This is a genomic window from Chelatococcus sp. KU-N122, from assembly GCF_055391085.1.
This window is the reverse complement of record NZ_AP043981.1, coordinates 5,041,240-5,059,048: the sequence shown is the minus strand read 5'-3', so window position 1 is coordinate 5,059,048 and position 17,809 is coordinate 5,041,240. Positions and strand designations below refer to the sequence as shown.

23 protein-coding genes are annotated in these 17,809 nt (G+C 66.3%); 12 read left to right on the top strand and 11 right to left on the bottom strand.

The genetic code is table 11. The features are described 5' to 3' along the window. Positions 1-59: 59 nt before the first annotated feature. Positions 60-407, top strand: coding sequence for a DUF3088 domain-containing protein (locus tag ACZ5PO_RS22845; protein ID WP_464184130.1), 348 nt, complete (start codon positions 60-62; stop codon positions 405-407). A 237-nt stretch (positions 408-644) separates the two neighbouring features. On the opposite strand, the gene ACZ5PO_RS22840 is transcribed toward ACZ5PO_RS22845, so the two are convergent. Continuing rightward, on the bottom strand, positions 645-1,511 hold the full coding sequence (locus ACZ5PO_RS22840; RefSeq protein ID WP_464184128.1) for a cupin domain-containing protein: 867 nt from the start codon (positions 1,509-1,511) through the stop codon (positions 645-647). A gap of 196 nt (positions 1,512-1,707) precedes the next feature. Beyond that, positions 1,708-2,217: an antibiotic biosynthesis monooxygenase gene (locus ACZ5PO_RS22835; RefSeq protein WP_464184127.1), complete on the bottom strand. Its 510-nt coding sequence runs from the start codon at positions 2,215-2,217 to the stop codon at positions 1,708-1,710. Between the two features lie 191 nt (positions 2,218-2,408). Here ACZ5PO_RS22835 and pdxR point away from each other — a divergent pair, with 191 nt between their 5' ends. Further along, positions 2,409-3,896, top strand: coding sequence for a MocR-like pyridoxine biosynthesis transcription factor PdxR (pdxR, locus tag ACZ5PO_RS22830; protein WP_464184126.1), 1,488 nt, complete (start codon positions 2,409-2,411; stop codon positions 3,894-3,896). A gap of 251 nt (positions 3,897-4,147) precedes the next feature. Here the strand turns inward: pdxR and ACZ5PO_RS22825 are convergent, their stop codons facing one another. Both ACZ5PO_RS22825 and ACZ5PO_RS22820 read right to left on the bottom strand, forming a co-directional pair. Further along, entirely contained in the window at positions 4,148-4,456 is a 309-nt protein-coding gene (locus ACZ5PO_RS22825) for a 2Fe-2S iron-sulfur cluster-binding protein (protein WP_464184125.1), read from the bottom strand. Beyond that, a complete protein-coding gene (locus ACZ5PO_RS22820; RefSeq protein WP_464184124.1) occupies positions 4,453-5,712 on the bottom strand; it encodes an NAD(P)/FAD-dependent oxidoreductase in 1,260 nt (419 codons plus the stop codon). The genes ACZ5PO_RS22825 and ACZ5PO_RS22820 overlap by 4 nt, the downstream gene beginning before the upstream one ends. A 149-nt stretch (positions 5,713-5,861) precedes the next feature. On the opposite strand from ACZ5PO_RS22820, the gene ACZ5PO_RS22815 reads away from it, so the two are divergent. Both ACZ5PO_RS22815 and ACZ5PO_RS22810 read left to right on the top strand, forming a co-directional pair. Next, on the top strand, positions 5,862-6,203 hold the full coding sequence (locus ACZ5PO_RS22815) for an ArsR/SmtB family transcription factor (RefSeq protein WP_464184123.1): 342 nt from the start codon (positions 5,862-5,864) through the stop codon (positions 6,201-6,203). Beyond that, positions 6,190-6,663, top strand: a complete 474-nt coding sequence (locus ACZ5PO_RS22810) for an SRPBCC family protein (RefSeq protein ID WP_464184121.1) — start codon at positions 6,190-6,192, stop codon at positions 6,661-6,663. Before ACZ5PO_RS22815 ends, ACZ5PO_RS22810 begins: the two co-directional genes overlap by 14 nt. Before the next feature lie 362 nt (positions 6,664-7,025). Here ACZ5PO_RS22810 and ACZ5PO_RS22805 read toward each other — a convergent pair whose 3' ends face one another. Continuing rightward, positions 7,026-7,796, bottom strand: a complete 771-nt coding sequence (locus tag ACZ5PO_RS22805) for a PspA/IM30 family protein (RefSeq protein ID WP_464184120.1) — start codon at positions 7,794-7,796, stop codon at positions 7,026-7,028. A 7-nt stretch (positions 7,797-7,803) separates the two neighbouring features. Next, a complete protein-coding gene (locus ACZ5PO_RS22800; RefSeq protein WP_464184118.1) occupies positions 7,804-8,247 on the bottom strand; it encodes a YjfI family protein in 444 nt (147 codons plus the stop codon). Positions 8,248-8,639: 392 nt separating this feature from the next. Here ACZ5PO_RS22800 and ACZ5PO_RS22795 point away from each other — a divergent pair, with 392 nt between their 5' ends. From ACZ5PO_RS22795 to ACZ5PO_RS22780, 4 genes are read left to right on the top strand one after another with little or no spacing between them, the layout of a single operon-like run. After that, positions 8,640-9,296 carry a DUF2491 family protein gene (locus tag ACZ5PO_RS22795; protein WP_464184117.1) on the top strand — a complete coding sequence of 219 codons (657 nt, stop codon included), beginning with the start codon at positions 8,640-8,642 and terminating at the stop codon, positions 9,294-9,296. Between the two features lie 15 nt (positions 9,297-9,311). Beyond that, positions 9,312-9,716: a DUF350 domain-containing protein gene (locus ACZ5PO_RS22790; protein WP_464184116.1), complete on the top strand. Its 405-nt coding sequence runs from the start codon at positions 9,312-9,314 to the stop codon at positions 9,714-9,716. Positions 9,717-9,766: 50 nt separating this feature from the next. Next, positions 9,767-10,363 carry a DUF1190 domain-containing protein gene (locus ACZ5PO_RS22785; RefSeq protein WP_464184115.1) on the top strand — a complete coding sequence of 199 codons (597 nt, stop codon included), beginning with the start codon at positions 9,767-9,769 and terminating at the stop codon, positions 10,361-10,363. Continuing rightward, positions 10,363-11,535 (top strand): glutathionylspermidine synthase family protein, encoded by a 1,173-nt coding sequence (locus tag ACZ5PO_RS22780; protein ID WP_464184113.1) that lies wholly within the window; start codon positions 10,363-10,365, stop codon positions 11,533-11,535. The genes ACZ5PO_RS22785 and ACZ5PO_RS22780 overlap by 1 nt, the downstream gene beginning before the upstream one ends. A 23-nt stretch (positions 11,536-11,558) precedes the next feature. On the opposite strand, the gene ACZ5PO_RS22775 is transcribed toward ACZ5PO_RS22780, so the two are convergent. Then, positions 11,559-11,939: a DUF930 domain-containing protein gene (locus ACZ5PO_RS22775; RefSeq protein WP_464184112.1), complete on the bottom strand. Its 381-nt coding sequence runs from the start codon at positions 11,937-11,939 to the stop codon at positions 11,559-11,561. A 317-nt stretch (positions 11,940-12,256) separates the two neighbouring features. Between ACZ5PO_RS22775 and ACZ5PO_RS22770 the strand changes: the two genes are divergently transcribed. From ACZ5PO_RS22770 to ACZ5PO_RS22760, 3 genes are all read left to right on the top strand, one after another. After that, entirely contained in the window at positions 12,257-12,487 is a 231-nt protein-coding gene (locus tag ACZ5PO_RS22770) for a hypothetical protein (protein ID WP_464184111.1), read from the top strand. Between the two features lie 160 nt (positions 12,488-12,647). After that, positions 12,648-13,268: a helix-turn-helix domain-containing protein gene (locus ACZ5PO_RS22765; RefSeq protein WP_464184110.1), complete on the top strand. Its 621-nt coding sequence runs from the start codon at positions 12,648-12,650 to the stop codon at positions 13,266-13,268. A gap of 86 nt (positions 13,269-13,354) precedes the next feature. Beyond that, the gene (locus ACZ5PO_RS22760; protein WP_464184109.1) at positions 13,355-13,969 is read left to right on the top strand and encodes a hypothetical protein; all 615 of its coding nucleotides are present in this window, start codon (positions 13,355-13,357) and stop codon (positions 13,967-13,969) included. Here ACZ5PO_RS22760 and ACZ5PO_RS22755 read toward each other — a convergent pair. Then, entirely contained in the window at positions 13,918-14,508 is a 591-nt protein-coding gene (locus tag ACZ5PO_RS22755) for a TetR/AcrR family transcriptional regulator (RefSeq protein ID WP_464184107.1), read from the bottom strand. The genes ACZ5PO_RS22760 and ACZ5PO_RS22755 overlap by 52 nt on opposite strands. A 173-nt stretch (positions 14,509-14,681) precedes the next feature. Between ACZ5PO_RS22755 and ACZ5PO_RS22750 the strand changes: the two genes are divergently transcribed. Then, positions 14,682-15,047 carry a nuclear transport factor 2 family protein gene (locus ACZ5PO_RS22750; protein WP_464184106.1) on the top strand — a complete coding sequence of 122 codons (366 nt, stop codon included), beginning with the start codon at positions 14,682-14,684 and terminating at the stop codon, positions 15,045-15,047. A gap of 39 nt (positions 15,048-15,086) precedes the next feature. On the opposite strand, the gene ACZ5PO_RS22745 is transcribed toward ACZ5PO_RS22750, so the two are convergent. The 3 genes from ACZ5PO_RS22745 to ACZ5PO_RS22735 form a co-directional block, all read right to left on the bottom strand. Then, positions 15,087-15,428, bottom strand: a complete 342-nt coding sequence (locus ACZ5PO_RS22745) for a carboxymuconolactone decarboxylase family protein (protein ID WP_464184105.1) — start codon at positions 15,426-15,428, stop codon at positions 15,087-15,089. A 114-nt stretch (positions 15,429-15,542) separates the two neighbouring features. After that, on the bottom strand, positions 15,543-16,625 hold the full coding sequence (locus ACZ5PO_RS22740; protein ID WP_464184104.1) for a 2,3-butanediol dehydrogenase: 1,083 nt from the start codon (positions 16,623-16,625) through the stop codon (positions 15,543-15,545). Positions 16,626-16,709: 84 nt separating this feature from the next. Continuing rightward, positions 16,710-17,771, bottom strand: coding sequence for a hypothetical protein (locus tag ACZ5PO_RS22735; protein ID WP_464184102.1), 1,062 nt, complete (start codon positions 17,769-17,771; stop codon positions 16,710-16,712). Between the last annotated feature and the right edge of the window lie 38 nt (positions 17,772-17,809).

Genomic DNA, 17,809 nt, shown 5'->3' with positions numbered 1-17,809 from the left:
ATCCTGATTCTGCTAAGGCTTCATGGTATCTACTGATATGAGCCCGTCAGGATTCGAGGATGAGCCGCGATAAACTTTTTCTGCTGCGCCCGGATTTCGAAGACCTAACCTATCCGGGGCAGCGGTTCTATTGCTGGCATTGCGCCCTCATCGAAGGGGTGTTGGTCTCGTTCCCGGAACTGGCTCGGCAGATCCATGTCGAGCGGATCGCGTGGCCTCGGCCGAGGTTGCCGGTCATTGCTCTTGTCGGAGAAGAAAACCAGTCACTCCCATTGCTTGCGCTAGCGGAAGGAGAAACGTCGCTCCATCAGACAGGCCTCCATCGAGGACGAGCTTTCGTCTCCGAAAAAGACAAGATTCTAGCTGCGCTGTCTGAGCGATACGGCTTTCCTAACCCGCACCCCTAAGCTCACCGCAGAAGTCCTCCTTCGGCGCATCGTTCTCCGCCTCCGCCGGGTTCGCGCCGTTCGAAGCGGGGAACAGCGCGGCCCGACGTATCTGCGGCTCGCCGACGCCATGACCGGAGGCCCAGCTCCTCAAGAGGGTGACCCACCCGGATCTGGCCACTACAGGCGCGAGAAAGCCACGCGATGGCGGCGGTCCGGGCGAACCGCGGACCGCCCCCATCACGACGGACGCCGCGGCTATTCCGGTAGCGCGTCGCGGGTGATGACCCACAGCTTCTTCGAGAACGGGCCCTTGGACGTCCAGGTGATGTGCATCCCTGACGACAGGCCGATCACATCGCCCGCCCGGAACGTGTGCTTGGCGCCGCTCTCCGTCTCGACGACCTCCACCTCGCCTTCGAGCAGCAGGATGGTTTCGTCGCCCAAAGTGCCCGTATAGGGCGTCACCAGCGCGCCCTTGGCGTCGACCGATGAACCGGCGATGCCTTTGCCGGACCGCCAGACGCCGCTCATCATGGTGCCCGTGGAGCCCCCGGTGCGGATGAAGTAGAGCTCGCCGGCGACGAGGGGCCCCTCCTTCGGCTCGGTGAAGTGGTACTCCTGCCAGTCGTCGGGATTGTCGCTGGCATGGCTGACCGTCAGCTCCTTAGGGGGAGCGGCGGTCGGCCGGGTGCCGTTCCAGATGCACCAGTATTTCTTGAAGGACGGTGCCCGGATCTCCCAATGCACCTCCAGTCCCTTGGGGGAACTGATGATCGAGCCCGGCCCCACCTGATATTGGTGGCCGGTCGACGGCACGGTCAGAATCGCCGTCCCATCGATGACGCAGGCCGTCTCGTCACCGAGAGGGGCGGAGTAGACGATCCTGTGCGATCCGTCGGCCGCCGCGCCCGGCGCGGTCGGCCCGGTCCTCCAGAAGCCGGCGGACAGCGAGCCGGAGACGCCTTCGGGACGGATGACCGTGACCTCGCCGTGAATCTGTCGGCCGAGACGGGGCTCGATCCAGTCGAACGGCACCCAGCGGTCCGCCGGCGGGTTCTGAACGCCACCGTAAACCATGGGGCGAGGCGTGACCTCTGCTGTCAGGGCTGAAGCGCTCTTCATGTCTTGTCCTCTCCTAAGCTGTTCCGAGCGTTCGTTCTTGGCGCGAGCTGCAGGCGTGACCACGCACTGAGCCCGCAATTCAGCCTGGGCCGTGTGGACGCGGCGACCTAGATCCTGTTCCGGTCTTTCGGATGGTGCCAGGCCATGGCCAAGCCAGGGGTCGGACAGGGTACCAATTCGCCCAGGCCCTCTCCCGTCAGGCGGGCGCGTCGGCCATCTCGGAGGAGGCCGCGTCGACGGCGACCATCGGAATGTCCTTGAAGACCGCGAAGCTGCTCGGCGTCGCCGGCATCACGGGAAAGTTGAAGCCGCACTTGGGACAGGGCTCCTTCAGTACTTTCTGCTCCTCCTGAAGCTCATAGGGCTTGTCTTCCAGGTGACCGCAGCAGGGGCACACACGCAGAAGCCTCGTGTTCTTCAATTCGAAGTTGGTGATGATGTCTTCCATGATGGCGCCGTGAGAGGCCCATTCCTTGGCATGTTTATGATAGATATCCATGTGCCAATCCTTCAGGGATTCGCGATTGATCCAGAAGCTGACCTCGTTGAACCAGGTCGGATCCTCGGGGTGCACCCACCACGTCAGGTGGAGGAACCCGGGCATCTTCATCAGATGATTGCGGGTATCTGCGAATATGACTTTGAACTTCTCGTATCCATCCTGGCTGGAGAAGCGCACCCGCTGCATGCTGAGATAAATCGACATCCTGATCTCCCGGCTTCCTTGTGGTAAGCTGATCGGCGATCGAAGCAGGATGAAAACAGACTTGGCCGCCAGGTAGGGCCACGATCAAGAAACTTTCTGGTGCCAGATCGAATCTCCCTACCCGGCGTGCGAACGGCGTTTAGAATTCCAAACGCGCCGCGTCTCGAACGTCGAGCTGGCAGGAGAGCCAAGTGCAGTTGCTGATCAATATCGACCGAACCGATCAGCGATCGCTGCAAGTGCAGCTCTACGAATCAATCCGCACGTTGATCCTCAATGGAACGCTAAAGGCCGGGAAGCGGTTACCTTCCACGCGAAGCTTATCCGAACAATTGAGCATCGCGCGCAATACCGTCGTGCTGGCCTACGAGCGTCTTGCCGCTGAAGACTACATTACCTCCCGCGCCAAGGCGGGGATCTTCGTGAACGACAAGCTTCCCGATGCCGCCGTGCTGCTGCGCGAAGGTCATCCGACGGCCATGCAGGAGGGGCGGCGCATACGTCTCGGCAAGAACCCCGGCTTCTCGGGGCGCGCCCCCATGCTCTGGCGCGAGAGGCGCACACGCCCGCAGATCGATTTCTTTGTCGGACGTCCGCACCCCAAGAGCTTCCCGACGAGCTTCTGGCAGCGGTCCATAGCCCGTCACCTGGCCTATTCCGGCGGCGTGCAGACCGAGTACGGCGACCCTCGCGGGCTTCTCGCGCTGCGCGAGGCCGTGGCCGACCACCTGAGGGCGACCAGGGGCATCGATGCACGTGCCGATCAGATCATGATTACCGCGGGAATTCAGGGCGCGCTCAACGTGCTGGCCCGCATCTTCCTGAACGGATCCACCAGATCCAGCGCGGCGGTGGAGAACCCCTGCTATCAGGGAGCGGCCTTCCTGTTCAGCAGCTATGGCGCCGGCATTCATCCGGTCGAGGTGGACGAGCAGGGACTGATCGTGTCGCAGCTCGAGGGCTTCCTCGGCAGCCTGGTCTACGTGACCCCGTCCCACCAGTTTCCAACCGGTTGTACGCTGAGCCTCGACCGCAGGCTTCATCTCCTGGATTGGGCGTATCGGACGGGGAGCTATATTATCGAAGACGATTACGACAGCGATTTCCGCTACGATGGACCTCCCCTGGCGGCTCTGGCGGGCCTCGATCGCAAGGGACACGTGATCTATCTCGGCACGTTCTCCAAATCCATCGGGGCCGGGATCCGGATCGGCTACGCCGTTCTTCCACGCTATCTGCTCGATCAGGGCCGCATCGTTAAGGCGTTGCTCGATCATGGCGCCCCCTGGCTTGAACAGGCCGTGATTGCAGACTTCCTGAAGGAGGGGGCATTCCTGCGGCACCTTCGGCGCATTCGGCGGTCGTACATGGCCGCCAGAGATGCGCTGGTCGAAGCGATCGAGCATCACTTTCCGGGCGGCGCTCTGACGGGCCGAGAAGGCGGGATGCACATGATGTGGACCGTGCCGCCCGACCTTCCGGCGGCCGACGACATGCATCGCCTGGCGCTGACGTGCGGGGTGGGCCTCTACCCCTTCGCGGGCGCAGCGGCGCATGAATATGGCCGTCATAGGCGCCTGGGCGATCGCTCGCTGGTGCTCGGCTATACCGCTTTGTCCGAAGCCGAGATTCGCGAGGGGATCGCACGCGTTGCCAACGTGCTCGCGAAAGTCGGCTAGTCGCTCTGCACAGTGATTTGAGGCTTTGCTCGCTGGTCGAAGGGTGGATGGCGGTCCAACCGCGAACCTCGCCCCGCTTGCGGGGAGAGGTCGGCTTGCGCGAAGGCGCAAGCCGGGTGAGGGGCGGTGCCGGAGAGGGCTCCCGTCGGTCACGCCACGCGGCGAAGCCCCCTCACCCCTACCCTCTCGCCGCAAGCGCGGGGCGAGGGTGCGCGGCGGCTACGTCAATGCCCAAACCGTCCGAGCCGCGACTACGGCACGCTGAGCTCCAGCCCGTCGAGGTCGTCGCTCACCTGGATCTGGCACGACAGTCGCGAGGATGGCCCGGTGTTCTCGGCGAAATCCAGGAGCGCCGCCTCGTGCTCCTCGGGCGCGCCCACCCTGTCCAGCCACTGCGCGTCCACGTGGACGTGACAGGTGGCGCAGGAACAGGCGCCGCCGCAATCGGCCGTGATGCCGGGGACGCCGGCGCGCACGGCCGCTTCCATGACGGACAAACCGGCTTCGGCCTCGACCTCGTGCCGTCCGCCGTCGGCGGTGACGAAGACGATCCTGGTCATACGGCGAGGGCCGTGCTCGATGCCACGACCTCCTTCATCGGCACGGCGGTGTCGACGAGCCTGGCCACGTCGATCGGCTTCCGCGAGGCGATGAGCAGCTTGCCGGCCATGAACTCCTGCGGAGCGTTGACGGCTTCCACGGCGACGACGCCTCCCGCGCGCAGGTGAAAGGCCGCGAACCGCCCTGCCGCCGCGTCGCCGCGGATCAGCACCCGGTCCGCATCGAACGGCAGCCCGGCGATCTGCAGCTTGAACTCGTACTGATCCGACCAGAACCACGGCACCTCCGGCGCCGGCGCCGGGCGCCCGGCGATGGCGGCGGCCGCCTGCTTGCCCTGCTCCAGCGCGTTGGGCACGCTCTCCAGCCGCCCGGCGCGCGCATAGAGCGGCAACGGGCGCCGGGTCACGTCGCCGATGGCGAAGATCGCCGGATCCGACGTCCGCGCCTCCAGATCGACCACCACCCCGCCGTCGCAGGCGAGGCCGGCCGCTTGCGCAAGCTCGTCGTTGGGCTGGGCACCGACACCGACGACCACCGCATCGCATGCGACCACGCTCCCGTCCGACAAGACGACGCCGCTCACCTGCCCTGCCTCGCCGAGCAGCGCGTCCACCCCGGCGCCGAGCACGAACCGCACGCCGCGCGCCTGGTGCATGTCGGCATAGAACGCCGAGAGCTCCGGGCAGGCGACGCGCGCCAGCAGGCGGCTCTCCCGCTCGATGACGGTGGCCTCGGCGCCCAGATGGCGCGCGGATGCGGCCACCTCCAGGCCGATATAGCCGCCGCCGACGATCGCCAGCCGCAGGCCGGGCCGCAGCGTGGCCTTGAGCTGGTCGGCATCGGCAATGGAGCGCAGCGACAGGACCCCGGCGAGGTCAGCGCCGGGCAAGCTGAGGGCGCGAGGCCGGGCTCCGGTGGCGAGGATCAGGCTGTCGTAGGCGATGGCGGAGCCGTCGGACAGCCGCACCGTTCTCTCCTGCCGGTCGATGGCCGTGGCGGTCACACCGAGCCGCAGATCGATGGCGGCGCCGGCATAGAAATCGAGCGGCCTGAGCAGCAGGGACTCGGCGCCGGCCTCGCCCTTGAGCCAGGCCTTCGACAGCGGCGGCCGCTGATAGGGCGGATGGGCTTCCTCGCCGACCAGCGTGATCGGCCCGGCGAACCCGAACTGGCGCAGCTGGGCGGCCGCGGCACCGCCCGCGTGCCCGGCGCCGACGATCACGATGCGATGATCAGAGCTGCTGCCGCCGTTCACTGGTGGTCCTCCCTCCCGATTAATAGACCGGACGTTTAATATATAATTTGAGGCGAGGCAAACTGCGCGCTCGGCTGCGCCTCACGAGAACACTTAGCCAAAGGGATTATTAACTTGACAAGGAATGGAAGCTGCGATCAGTTAGCCACATGGCTCACCTTGATCGTGTCTTTCATTCCCTATCGGATGGCACCCGTCGCGCGGTGATCGCGCAGCTCGCGACTGGGCCGGCAAGCATTGGCGACCTTGCGCAGGGCCATCGCATGGCGCTGCCGAGCTTCATGAAGCACATTCGCGTTCTTGAAGAGAGCGAGATAGTCATCTCGCGCAAAATGGGGCGTGTCCGCATGTGCGAATTGCGTCCCGACGCGCTCACGGTGGCACAAGGTTGGCTCGAGCAGGAGCGTCGAGTCTGGGAAAAACGTCTGGATCAATTGGATTCATTCGTCGAAACACTGGCTGAAAAGGAAAATGCACGTGGACGTAAATGAGCAACTTGATCTCGTCCTTGAGCGCACGGTCAAGGCCAGTCCGGCCCAACTCTGGCGCGCCTGGACCGAGCCTGATCTTCTGAAGCAATGGTTCGCGCCCAAGCCGTATGGCGTGGTCAAGGCAGCGATCGAACTTGTACCGGGCGGCGAGTTCAATATCGTCATGTGCTCGCCAGAGGGGCAGGCCTTTCCGGAAAAGCCGGGGTGCATTCTGGTCGTGGATCCGGAGCGGAGCTTAGTCTGGACTGATGGCCTCGGTCCACGGTTCCGGCCGAACGCCGAATCCTTCATGACGGCCGAAATCACGATGGAGCCGGTGCCCGAGGGCACGCGTTATCGCGCCCTCGTGCGCCATAAGAGCGCGGAAGATCGGGCAAAACATGAAGAAATGGGATTCTTCCAGGGATGGGGTACGTGTCTGACCCAATTGGAGGAATTTGCCGTGCAGCTCCCGACCTGAGGCGTTGGAGCCCAGGTCACCGGTTCATAGAGCGCACCGGATGCGCATTATGAGTCGGCCACCTGGCACCGGGCTCGACGGAGCGGCCGGAGAGGATGCGCCGCGGCCCCCGCCGGTGCTCCGGAGAGGATCGTCGGCAAGCGTCTCAGCAAAGCCGACGTCGACGGTCCGGCCACGACCGAGCCCGCCGGGCTCGACACGAAATCGGAAGGCCCACGCCGCCTGAACGCGGCCCCACCGCGGGCCGCCGCCAAAATCCTTACATGGCCACGGCTGCCGGCCTATTCCCGCTAAATCCCACCTGATCCCGTCGAGTCCGCGATCAAGTGTCCCTTTGCGACCTGCCCGGAACGGGCGGTGCCTCAGGTCGACGGATCCTGCTCGGGCACCCGTGCCGTGGGCATCGGCAGCGCGGCCGTCGCGGTCGGCGCACCAAGAGCAGGGTTGGCGGACCGCGCCTTCAGCCGCGCCAGCACCGACGCGCCCGAGCCCGGCCCTTGCAGCAGGCCAGCATCGGCCAGCCGGCGATCGAGGTCACCGCCGCTCTGGATGTCCTCCAGCTGGTTGGCCGCGTCGAACTGGGCGGCGCGGGCCGCCTGCTTCTCCTTCAGGCGTTGCAAGGAGGCGGCCGCGTTGTTCAGGGTCGACACGGCGCCTGCGCCGTGGCTGACGATGGCCTGCTGCGCCTTCTGCACCGACTCCGTCACCTTGACGGTATCGATCTCGCGCTTCATCGCCTGGATCTTCTGGCGGATGCGGGTCACCGCCTCGCGCAGCTCCGTCTCCTTCCTGGACAGCGCCTCGAGTACGCCGCCCTCGCGATCGATCTCCCCCTCCAGGAGGGCGACCCGGTCGGCAAGCTCTTGGGCGAGCTGGTCGTGCCCCTGCTCCACCGCCCGCTCCAGCACGGCCATGTCGCGGGCGTGCTTCTGCTCGAGGTCGCCGACCTTGTCGCGCGCCAGCTTGCCCTTGCCCATGAGGCCGGCAAGGTCGGTCTGCGCCTTCAGCAACGCCGTCTCCGCGTCGCGAAGCTGCTGATCGAGAATGCGCATGGTCTGCGAATCGGCGATGGCCTCGGCCGTCTCGTTGACGCCGCCGCGAACCGCCGTGAACAATCGTCCCCAAACGCTCATGTCGCCCTCACCCCGTCTGTCCGGCTTTCCAGGCCTCGATCATCTCGGCCGCGTCGATGGTGTTGCGGCCAAGGGTATCGAGCTCCTCGACGATCTCCTCGAGCGCGGAACCGGCGCTGAGCTGGCCGAAGATCTCGTAGTACTCGCGGCCGTCGATGTCGGTGATGCCGAAGGTCGACAGCGGCAGCAGCTTGTTGGCGCGCAGCAGCCGGTGCTCAAAGACGGCCGCATCGGCGATCTCGTCGACCGGCACCAGGGCCACGCTCGCCTGCACTTCGAGGCCGGCGACGCCAAGGACCACCGCCAGGTCGCCATGCTCGTGCAGGGTGATCTCGATCACCCCGGCGCCCCCGGGCGCGACGGCGATGCTCATCTTGCCGCCCAGGACCTCCTCGCAGACGGCGAGTGCGCTTGCGAGCGCCGCGGTATCCCAATATTGGCCTTTGTCCATCGCCCCCACCTTGTCTAACCTGAGCCTATGGTCCTCAGAGCGAACCCGGCCTGACACCCGTTGCGGCGCCCTATCGTCCCCTCCGCCGCCCGCCCGCTGGGCGAGCACGACGCCGCCGCGGCCGGCACCGTCGCCTGTTGCTCCCTTTGTGCCTCAACTCGGCGCCCTCTGCCAACGGCACGTGCCAGGGCATTTCGCCATTGGATGAGATCGTCCAATGGCCGGGACATGCTCCAAGCTTTTGAATCTGGAGCGCTTCTCCAACGATTGGGTGATTCCACCCGATCGCGAAGCGCTCCAGCGTCCACTCGGCCGCAGGCGAAGACGCGCGGCCGCCGTCCCCGGCATCGGCCGCCGATGCCGGTGAGCGCCGCCCCGACAAGGAATGCAGCATGGTGTTCAAGCGCCTGACCGGCCTGTTCGGCGACAAGCCCGGCCCGACGCCGGCCAGGACCGGCCCGTTCGGGCTGGGGCTGGGCCGCGCCGTCAGCTTCGATCTGCTGCGGCTCAAGCTGGAGCTCGACAAGCTGGCCATGCGGCCGCCGGCCGAGACGCTGGTGATCTCCGGCCACGGCATCGCCGCGCTCGACGCCTCCGCCGTGATCCATCGCTACTACGACGACGACAACACCATCCTCCAGGTGCTGTGCAGCGACGGCACCGGCGACGAGAGTATCCGCGAGATCACCCTGTTCCATCCGTGGGACGAGCTCGTTCCGTCCTCGCCGGCGGAATGGGCGGCGTGGGACGGCCCGAACGGCCGGATCGGCGCGGCGGTCTTCGAGGCGGATGGCTTCCGCTTCGGGCGGGTGTGGGGTGAGCCGACGACCGCCTGGGCGCAGCCCGCCGAGTTCACCGAGGAGGTGACGGTCGGCGACGGCGACACACGGCTGATCCACCAGAAGATCATGCCCTACCGTCGGCAGGTCGGCACGCTGGTCGAGAACCTGCTCATCACGGTGGAGCGCGACCTCGCCTCGCACGATCGGGGCAGCATCAGCTTCATGATCGGCTATGGTCTAGCCAAGGCCGACGTCACACCGGTCTGAGCACGAGGGGCATCGATGCTGGCGGGATATCTCAGCGGCCTTCCGGCCTTTCTCATCTATTTCGTCGCGGCGAGCGCTCTCGTCATCATCTTTGCCACGGCCTACGTGCAGGTCACGGCCCACCATGAGTTCGCCCTCATCCGTCAGGGCAACCTCGCCGCGGTCCTCGCCTTCCTGGGCGCGCTCGTGGGCTTCGTGCTGCCGCTCACCACCGCCATGCGGTTCAGCGTCAATATGGTGGACTTCGTCGTCTGGGGGATCATCGCGGCGATCGTGCAGATCGCCGCCTATTTCGTCGCACGCCTGCTGATGCCTGACGTCGTCGAGCGGATCACCGCCGCCGACGCGGTCGGCGGCGCCTGGCTCGGCGGCATCGCCGTCGTCTTCGGCATGATCAACGCCGCCAGCATGACCCCCTGAGACCCTCCGGGAGCACGGCCGACATCGACCAAGGAGGCAAACGAGGCCCGATGAAGCGTTCATCATCCGTCCGTCTGACCCTGATGGGAGCGGCCGCGGCCACCAGCCTCGCCGCCTGCGACTCGTCGCCGACGGGCAGTAGCGTCGCCTTCACCTCGATCGCCGAATGCGTTGCCGCCAACTACAGCGAGAGCCAGTGCCGCGGCGCCTATGACGCGGCGCTCAAGGCGCACACGGACAAGGCGCCGCGGTTCAAGAGCCGTGACGAATGCCTGCGCGGCGTCGACGTGGACAATTGCACCGAGACCACCGTGCGCAACCCGGACGGATCGTTCAGCCAGGTCTTCCTGCCGCTGATGGCCGGCTACATGCTCGGCAACGCGCTGGCGCCGCGCCAAGATCAGTACCAATCCGGCGGCTCATCCTCGGGCGGCTATTACGGCGGCGGCAGTTGGGGCCGCTACTCCAGCAGCACGCCGCTGTACCGATCGCGCGACTATCCGTCGAACTACCGCGATTCCGGCAATCTGACGTCCAGCCGTCCGGCGGGGGCCATCGTCGCGCGGCCGCCGAACGTCAACACCACCACCATCGCCCGCTCGGGCTTCGGCTCCACCAGCCACTTCTTCGGCGGAGGCTCGAGCTGATGCGGCGCCTCGCCATCGCGGAGCGGCCGGACTGGCAGGCGACCGCCGAGGCCTGCGGCTTCAACTTCCACCACATGTACGGCGAGAGATACTGGGACGAGACGGCCTGCTTCGCCTTCACGCTCGAGGAGATCGAGCGCGACGTCGAGGAACCGTCGCGCGAGCTGCACGCCATGTGCCTCGACCTTGCCGACCGGGCCTCGTCCGACGAGCAACTGCTCGAGCGGCTGGGCGTGCCCGAGCCGTTCCGCGACTATGTGGCGGGCTCCTGGCGCGCCAGGGAGCCGACCGTCTTCGGCCGCTTCGACCTCGCCTACCGCGGAGACGGCCCGGCCAAGCTCCTGGAGTACAACGCCGATACGCCGACCGGCCTCTACGAGGCGGCCTACTTTCAGTGGGTGTGGCTGGAGGAGGCGAAATCGCTCGGCATCATCGCCGACACCGCCGACCAGTTCAACTCGATCCAGGAGAAGCTGATCGCAGCCTACGAGGCGCTGCCGAAGCGCTCGATCCTGCATTTCACCACCGACGGCGGCAGCGTCGAGGATTTCGGCACCATCACCTACATGATGGATTGCGCGCTCCAGGCCGGCCAGCGCCCCAAGTTCATCGACATCGCCGCCATCGGCCACGATCTGGCGGACCGCTTCACCGACACGGACGACCTCGTCATCGACGTGCTGGCCAACATCTATCCGTGGGAGTGGCTGTTCGCGGAGGAGTTCGGGCCGAAGATCCCGCGCTCCGGCACGCAGTTCGTCGAGCCGGCGTGGAAGGCGATGCTGTCCACCAAGGCCATCCTGCCGCTGCTATGGGAGCGCCATCCCGGCCATCCCAACCTGCTGCCGGCCTATTTCGAGGGCGACCCGCGGGCCGAGGGCCTGGCGGACTACGTGCGCAAGCCCCTGTTCTCGCGCGAGGGCGCCAACATCACGCTGCACCGGGGCGGCCGCACGGTGGAGCATATCGACGGCCCCTACGGCGGCCAGGACCGCTGGGTGCGGCAGCAGGCGACGGATCTCTTCTCCAGCCCGCACGGCCACGCGGTGCTCGGCGCCTGGATCGTCGGCGACGAGCCTTGCGGGCTGGGCATGCGCGAGGATGCCTCGCCCATCACCATGAACCTGTCGCGCTTCGTGCCCCACATCATCGCTGAGGACGGCCCGGTGTGAGGGGGTCTTGTTGGCGGCCGCGCTCAACGCCAGAGGCCCAGCTCCTCCCATTTCGACCGCGGAATCTCGCCGAGCAGCTTGTAGTCGAAGGCGCGAACCCTCATCCGGTCAGGCGTGGCCTCGCAGACGAATGAAAAGCCGTACCAGTGGCCCTTGCTCCGGATCACCGCCCCCGCGCCGGTCGCCGTGTCGCCGACGCGCTTGACCGGTCCGGCCGCGTCCAGCATGGCCCGATCGGGCCGCAAGCCCGGCTCGGCCTTCCCGATCGCCGACATGGCCGCCATGTCGCAAACCTGATTGAAGCGGGAATCCGGCTCGAGCCGCTTCAGGACGTGATCCAGGTGGCTGTCCGCCGCTGCAACGGGCAGCCCGCCGAGTGGGACGCTGACGGCAAGGACGGCCATTCGCAGCATCCAGATGTTCCTCATCGTGCAGTGCATGGGCCACGCCTTAGAGAAATCGTCGGCGAAAAGCGAGAGCCCGACGTCACGCCGGCCGGCGCCGCGTCGACAGCCCCACCGAGCGAACATGGGCCCAATCACCCGTGCGATGGCGGCCGCGCGTACCGTTTTGCTCGCGCGATCCTCCCTTCGACATAACCTTCCCTTTTTAGCGGCCGATCAGGATCAACGTTCTCTGTCGCCCGGCAAGATTGACATTCAATTCCATTGTCGGATGCGTCGCTCTTTCCAATAATCCTGGCTCCGGTTCGGAGGGCCACGTGAGCGACGCAGCCATTTCTTCACGCAGCAACGTCATCGACCTTGCGGCGCATCGGCAGGCGCGTGCCGAGGCGGCGGCGCGCCCTGCCGAGACTATGCCCTTCAGCTTTCCGATGCAGGCTGCCGCCCAACACGGCATTGTCTGGGTGCCGGTGATGATGATGGCGCCGTTCGGCCTCGCGATGGGGATGCCGTTCGCCGCGCCGATGATGATGCCGCGCGGCGGCTGAGCAGCACGTCGTACCGTCTCGCCGGCGCCCGATCCGGCTGGACGTGACCGTCCGATAGGAACGGCCTGCAATCAGCCGAGGCTGGGTCCCGGCTCACCGGTAGGGCGAGCCTGCCCGATCGGGCCGCACGTCGCATGGCCAACCAGAACTCACGGATCAGATGTCGCTGCAGGACGGGGATACGGACGCGGGTCAGGAGATCGACGAAGCCCTTGGCGATCTCGCCGGCACCGTCGGCGCCAACCTCAGGCGGATCCGGACCCGTCGTGGGCTCTCTCTCGAGCGCCTTGCCAAGCTGTCCGGCGTCAGCCGCGCCATGCTCGGTCAGATCGAGACCGGCAAGAGCGTGCCGACCATCAAGGTCCTCTGGAAGATCGCCCACGCGCTGGCGGTGCCGTTCGCGACCTTGATCGCCACCAACAATCTGGCCAGCCTCGTGGTGTTGCGCCAGGACGAAGCGAAGGTGCTGACGTCGTCGGGCGGCAAGTTCACCTCGCGGGCCCTGTTCCCCTTCGATGCCGACCGGCGGGTCGAGTTCTACGAGCTCCGCGTGGCGCCCCGCCACGCCGAATGGGCCGATGCCCACTCGCCGGGAACGCGCGAGAATCTCATCGTCGTCAAGGGCACAGTCGAGATCGTCGTCGACAAGGAGCCGGCGGTCGTGCTGAGCGAGGGCGACGCGGTGCTGTTCGCCGCGGACGTGCGCCATCGCTACCGCAACCTCGGCTCGACCGAGGCCGTGCTCTATCTCGTCATGACCTACGTCGAGGAGCTGCGCTGAGAGCTCGCCGTCACCGCGGCCGGCGAAGAGGGCCGCGTGGCGGCCCTCTCCATCGCGTCATCCGCGCAGATCAGGCCGCAGCCGGCATGCAGCACATCATCATCGTGCCGCAGCAGCACATCATCGGCATGCCCGATGCCATCATCTTGGCCATGCTGTTGCAGCACTCCATGAACATCTCGCTCGACATGCCGGCCATCGGCTTCATCTCGCAGACCATGCCGGTGTCGGTCATCTTGCAGGTCATGGTACACATCATCATGGGCATCATGCCGCCCATCATCATGGGGTTCATCATGGGGTTCATGCCCATCATCGGCCCCATGCCGCTCATCATCGGGCTCATGCCGCCCATCATCGGCATCATGTTAGGCATGGGCATGGGCATCATGGTCATGGCAGGGGTCATCAAAAGCTCTCCGCTCGGTCGCGTCAGTCAGCCCGGCGCCTCGCGCGCAGGCCATGACCTCCCTCTACGCGCAATCGCGACCGCCACAACGCCGATCGCCCGCCCCCCAGACGTTTCCTCCGCTGGCGGCAGAAAGCCCACGATCAAAACGGCGGCCGCAGCGGTCAAAGCGGAGAGGCATCTGCTATTGCAGACGTCCTCGTCCGCCCCTCGCCGCTGCGCCGCCAGCACGAGAACGGGTCAAGAGGCGCGCCGTAGCCCGGCCAGCAACCGCTCCAGGGCGTCCGTGTAACGCCGCGCCGTCTGCGCGGGCGCGTCGCTCGTCGCGCAGGCGACGGCAGCCTCCGTCACGGCCCCGAGCAGCAGGCGCGCCATGGGCTCGACGGGCTGATCGTCGATCAGCTTCGTCTCGATGGCGCGGCGCAGCGCCGCCGGCAGCATGGCGCCGAAATGCCGGCCGTCGACCTCGCGCCAGCGCTGCCAGCCCAGCACGACGGGCCCATCGCCGAGGATGATGCGACCCGTGGCACCCTCGGAGCAGAGCTTGAAATAGGCCTTGGTGCCCACCGCGATGCCGGCCAGCGCATCCCCGGCGCGCTGCGCGGCCGTGGCGACCTTGGCGACGACCTCGGCCGTCGTCGCTTCGAACACCGCCTCGAAGATGGCCTCCTTGGTCGGATAGTGGTGGTAGACGGCGCCCTTCGCCACGCCGGCGAGGCCGGCGATCTGATCGACGGTGGTCGCCGCGAAGCCCTGCCGGCCAAACAGCTCCGTCGCCGCGCCGATGATCGCGCCGCGCGTCGCCCCGCTCCGCTCCGCCTGCCGTGCCATGGCGCCTCCATAGCATCGGTCGGCGCGCAACGCCATTGACTTACAGACCAGCAGTCGGTTATTTACAGACTGTCAGTCGGTTTACTCGGCCCGATCGGAGCGACGTCGGTCGCGGCGCGCGACCGTGCCGCCTCTGCGCCTTCAGACCTTGTTCAACCCGGGAGATGGTCACCATGCCCGCACAAGATACTGTCGAAGCCTTCATGGCCGTCGTCGAAAGCGGCGATTATGTCGGGGCCATCGAGCGCTTCTACGATCCGGCCGCATCGATGCAGGAAAACGACGACCCGCCCCGGGTCGGCCGCGACGTGCTCGTCCAGGGCGAGCGAAAGGTGATGGGCGCCTTCAAGTCCATCGGCGCTCGGCGCCTGGCACCGCCGCTCATCAACGGCGATCAGGTGGCAATCCGCTGGGCGTTCGAGTTCACGCCTTTCGACGGCGCGTCCTTCAAGCTCGACGAGATCGCCTATCAGACCTGGCGCGGCGAGCGGATCGCCGAGGAGAAATTCTTCTATGATCCCAAGCAGATGGGCCGCTGAGCGCTCCCAGCGGAGGCGGCCGGACCGCGGACCGCGTGCTCAGCCGAGCTCGTCATAGGCGGCCAGGGCCTGTCCGGCATAGACCGCGCTCGGCCCGCCGCCCATCTCGATGGCCACGGCCAGCGCCTCGGCAAGCTCCGCACGGCTGGCGCCGTGGGTCTTGGCGCTGGCGACATGGAACAGGATGCAATCGGCGCAGCCCTGGTGGACGGCGATGCCCACCGCCAGGAGCTCCTTGAACCGCGCCGGCAACACCCCGTCCTTGGACGCCTCCGTCATCAGATTGCGGAAGGCGCCCATCGGCTGAGGCACCGCCTTGGCCAGCGCCGCAAAGCGTGTGTTCATGGCCTTCAGTCGGCCCTGCGCCGTCGTATCCGTCATCGTGCTGCTCCTTCGCGGCGGCCGCCGGCGCTGATCGCACCGATGCCGCCGCCATCTTCGCAAGGTGATACGTCAAGACCCCGCACCCGTTGCTCGACGGGCGCAACGGGCCGCCTATGACGACTTCGTCAGGTCGATCAGGATCTTCAGCTGCTCGCCGCCCGGATCGAGCAAGGCGTCGAAGCCCTGGTCGACGGCCCGCTCGAGCGTGATCCGCTTGGTGACGATGCTCTTGGCCGGCAGCAGCCCGGAGCTGATCAGGCGGATGACGCGCGGCCAGTACTGGGTTGGGTAGGCCCAGGAGCCGCGGATGTCCACGTCCTTGAAGGTCACCTGGAACCAGTCGAGCGGGTTCTCGTGCGGATGCAGCCCGGTCTGCACGACCACGCCCTGCTTGCGCACGGCGTCGAGGCAGGCCTTGAGGGCGTGCTCGTTGCCGACGCATTCGATCGCCACGTCGCAGCCGACCCCGCCGTCGGTCAATGACCGCACGGTATCGCCGACCTTGTCGCGCTGCGGATTGATGGTGACGACATCAGCCAGGATCTTGCGGGCGAAGGCCAGCCGCGCGTCGTTGATGTCGGACAGAAAGAGCTGGGTTGCGCCGGCCGCCCGCGCGGCCAGCAACGTCAGCAGGCCGATCGGCCCGGCGCCGGTGATCAGCACGCTGCTGCCGGCGGTGACGCCGCCGCGATCGCAGGCGTAGACGGCGACCGCGGCCGGCTCCACCAGGGCCGCCTCCTCGTCGCTCATCTCGTCGGGAATGCGCTGCACGTTGTAGTCGTTGAGCACGGCATACTCCGCCATGCCGCCCCAGGCCCAGCTGAGACCGGCGAGCGCGAGCTCGGTGCTCAGATGGTAAAGCCCACGATCGGCAAAGTAATCGCCGGACCGCGGCATGATGAGCGGCTGCACCGAGACCCGGTCCCCCACCTTCACCGAGGTCACGCCGTCGCCCACGGCTTCGACCACGCCGCCGAACTCGTGCCCGAGGATCTGCGGGCCGCTGCTCTTGGTGAACGGGTGCGGCTCGACCGGAATGAAGATCGGGCCGTAGGCGTATTCGTGCAGATCGGTACCGCAGATGCCGACGAAGCGGTTCCTGATCAGCACCTGGCCGGCTGCGGGCCGGTCCGTCGGTCCGGGCACGTCCTCGACCCGCAGGTCCTTGGCCGCGTGAAATCGTAGAGCTTTCATGAGCGCTTCTCCGTTTTTTGCATCGTTCGGACAGACACCGGGCCGTCATGCGTCAGCAGCGGCCGGCACTCCGACAGGTCCTTATCAATCCACGTCGTCCCAGGATCCGGGCGTCTTCTGCCCCTTCCAAAGATATGGCTGGTCGAGACCGAAGCCGAACAGCATCGGTATCATGAACGACCAGTTCGTCCCCATGTAACCGTAGGTGAATGCCTCGCCGAGGCTGCCGAAGACCGGGCCGACGAGGCTGTAGAGAAGCTTGGTCACCAAGTACGCCAGCCCCAGGCAGAAGAAGGACGCGGCAAGACCGCCCCACGGCATCGAAATGTGGGAGAAAGGCCAATTCTGGAGCGGAACGAGAACGCCGTAGACCACCGAACAGGCGACCATGAACCACAGCAGCCAGCGCTGATCGTCGGTGAAGTAGCCGATCGACCAGAAGCTGCCGACGCCGGGCTTGGTCATGTCCCACATGCCGAGGTTCTGGCTGATCCACAGGCAGACCAGCACCGTCAGGAACAGGATGGCGATCTGAACGAAGCCGCGTGCGGGCTGCTTCATGCCGCGCGTCCAGTAGGCCAGCAAGCCGGTGGCGGCGCCCATCTGCACGAAGGGAAACCACCACGCGGGGATCCAGCGAACCGCCGACGTCGTCACCGCATAGGTGCAGAAGCCGATCAGAATGAGCAGGATGAAGAACTGGCGCTCGGGCCGCATGCCGGCCACGATCCAGTTCTCGCCGGCGAAAGAGAAGAACGCCAGGAAGAAGAAGATGCATCCGACGATCGGGAAAATCCAGTCAGAGCCGAGCCCGCTCCAGTAGATGGCTTTCGCCGACAGCCATCCCATGATCCAGGAGGAGACCAGGATCATGATGCCGCGCCTGAAGCCGTCGCTAATGCCGTTGAAGGGCCATCCGCCGCTGACGATCGACAGCAGCGCCCACCACAGCGCCAGCAGTTGCCAGGTGACGTTGTCGAGCCAGAACATCTGATCGATCTGGCTGCCGGTCCAGGGCCCGATCGGCATGGCCCTGACGATGAGATTGATGACGAAGCACGAGGCGATGGTGAGCCCGTAGACGAGCGCCAGTCCCTTGAGCGACGCGTTCAGCCGCAACGGCGCAACAGCAATGGCCTGCTGCATGACATTCCCCTTTCTTGTCCGGGAGCGGGGCGCCGCTT

What these genes read in the sequence shown, in the direction of transcription:
- ACZ5PO_RS22845 (WP_464184130.1), top strand. Translation starts at nt 60, where the DNA reads ATGAGCCGCGATAAACTTTTTCTGCTGCGCCCGGATTTCGAAGACCTA.
- ACZ5PO_RS22840 (WP_464184128.1), bottom strand. Translation starts at nt 1,511, where the DNA reads ATGAAGAGCGCTTCAGCCCTGACAGCAGAGGTCACGCCTCGCCCCATG.
- ACZ5PO_RS22835 (WP_464184127.1), bottom strand. Translation starts at nt 2,217, where the DNA reads ATGTCGATTTATCTCAGCATGCAGCGGGTGCGCTTCTCCAGCCAGGAT.
- ACZ5PO_RS22825 (WP_464184125.1), bottom strand. Translation starts at nt 4,456, where the DNA reads ATGACCAGGATCGTCTTCGTCACCGCCGACGGCGGACGGCACGAGGTC.
- ACZ5PO_RS22815 (WP_464184123.1), top strand. Translation starts at nt 5,862, where the DNA reads ATGGCTCACCTTGATCGTGTCTTTCATTCCCTATCGGATGGCACCCGT.
- ACZ5PO_RS22805 (WP_464184120.1), bottom strand. Translation starts at nt 7,796, where the DNA reads ATGAGCGTTTGGGGACGATTGTTCACGGCGGTTCGCGGCGGCGTCAAC.
- ACZ5PO_RS22800 (WP_464184118.1), bottom strand. Translation starts at nt 8,247, where the DNA reads ATGGACAAAGGCCAATATTGGGATACCGCGGCGCTCGCAAGCGCACTC.
- ACZ5PO_RS22795 (WP_464184117.1), top strand. Translation starts at nt 8,640, where the DNA reads ATGGTGTTCAAGCGCCTGACCGGCCTGTTCGGCGACAAGCCCGGCCCG.
- ACZ5PO_RS22790 (WP_464184116.1), top strand. Translation starts at nt 9,312, where the DNA reads ATGCTGGCGGGATATCTCAGCGGCCTTCCGGCCTTTCTCATCTATTTC.
- ACZ5PO_RS22785 (WP_464184115.1), top strand. Translation starts at nt 9,767, where the DNA reads ATGAAGCGTTCATCATCCGTCCGTCTGACCCTGATGGGAGCGGCCGCG.
- ACZ5PO_RS22780 (WP_464184113.1), top strand. Translation starts at nt 10,363, where the DNA reads ATGCGGCGCCTCGCCATCGCGGAGCGGCCGGACTGGCAGGCGACCGCC.
- ACZ5PO_RS22775 (WP_464184112.1), bottom strand. Translation starts at nt 11,939, where the DNA reads ATGGCCGTCCTTGCCGTCAGCGTCCCACTCGGCGGGCTGCCCGTTGCA.
- ACZ5PO_RS22765 (WP_464184110.1), top strand. Translation starts at nt 12,648, where the DNA reads ATGTCGCTGCAGGACGGGGATACGGACGCGGGTCAGGAGATCGACGAA.
- ACZ5PO_RS22760 (WP_464184109.1), top strand. Translation starts at nt 13,355, where the DNA reads ATGCAGCACATCATCATCGTGCCGCAGCAGCACATCATCGGCATGCCC.
- ACZ5PO_RS22755 (WP_464184107.1), bottom strand. Translation starts at nt 14,508, where the DNA reads ATGGCACGGCAGGCGGAGCGGAGCGGGGCGACGCGCGGCGCGATCATC.
- ACZ5PO_RS22750 (WP_464184106.1), top strand. Translation starts at nt 14,682, where the DNA reads ATGCCCGCACAAGATACTGTCGAAGCCTTCATGGCCGTCGTCGAAAGC.
- ACZ5PO_RS22745 (WP_464184105.1), bottom strand. Translation starts at nt 15,428, where the DNA reads ATGACGGATACGACGGCGCAGGGCCGACTGAAGGCCATGAACACACGC.
- ACZ5PO_RS22740 (WP_464184104.1), bottom strand. Translation starts at nt 16,625, where the DNA reads ATGAAAGCTCTACGATTTCACGCGGCCAAGGACCTGCGGGTCGAGGAC.
- ACZ5PO_RS22735 (WP_464184102.1), bottom strand. Translation starts at nt 17,771, where the DNA reads ATGCAGCAGGCCATTGCTGTTGCGCCGTTGCGGCTGAACGCGTCGCTC.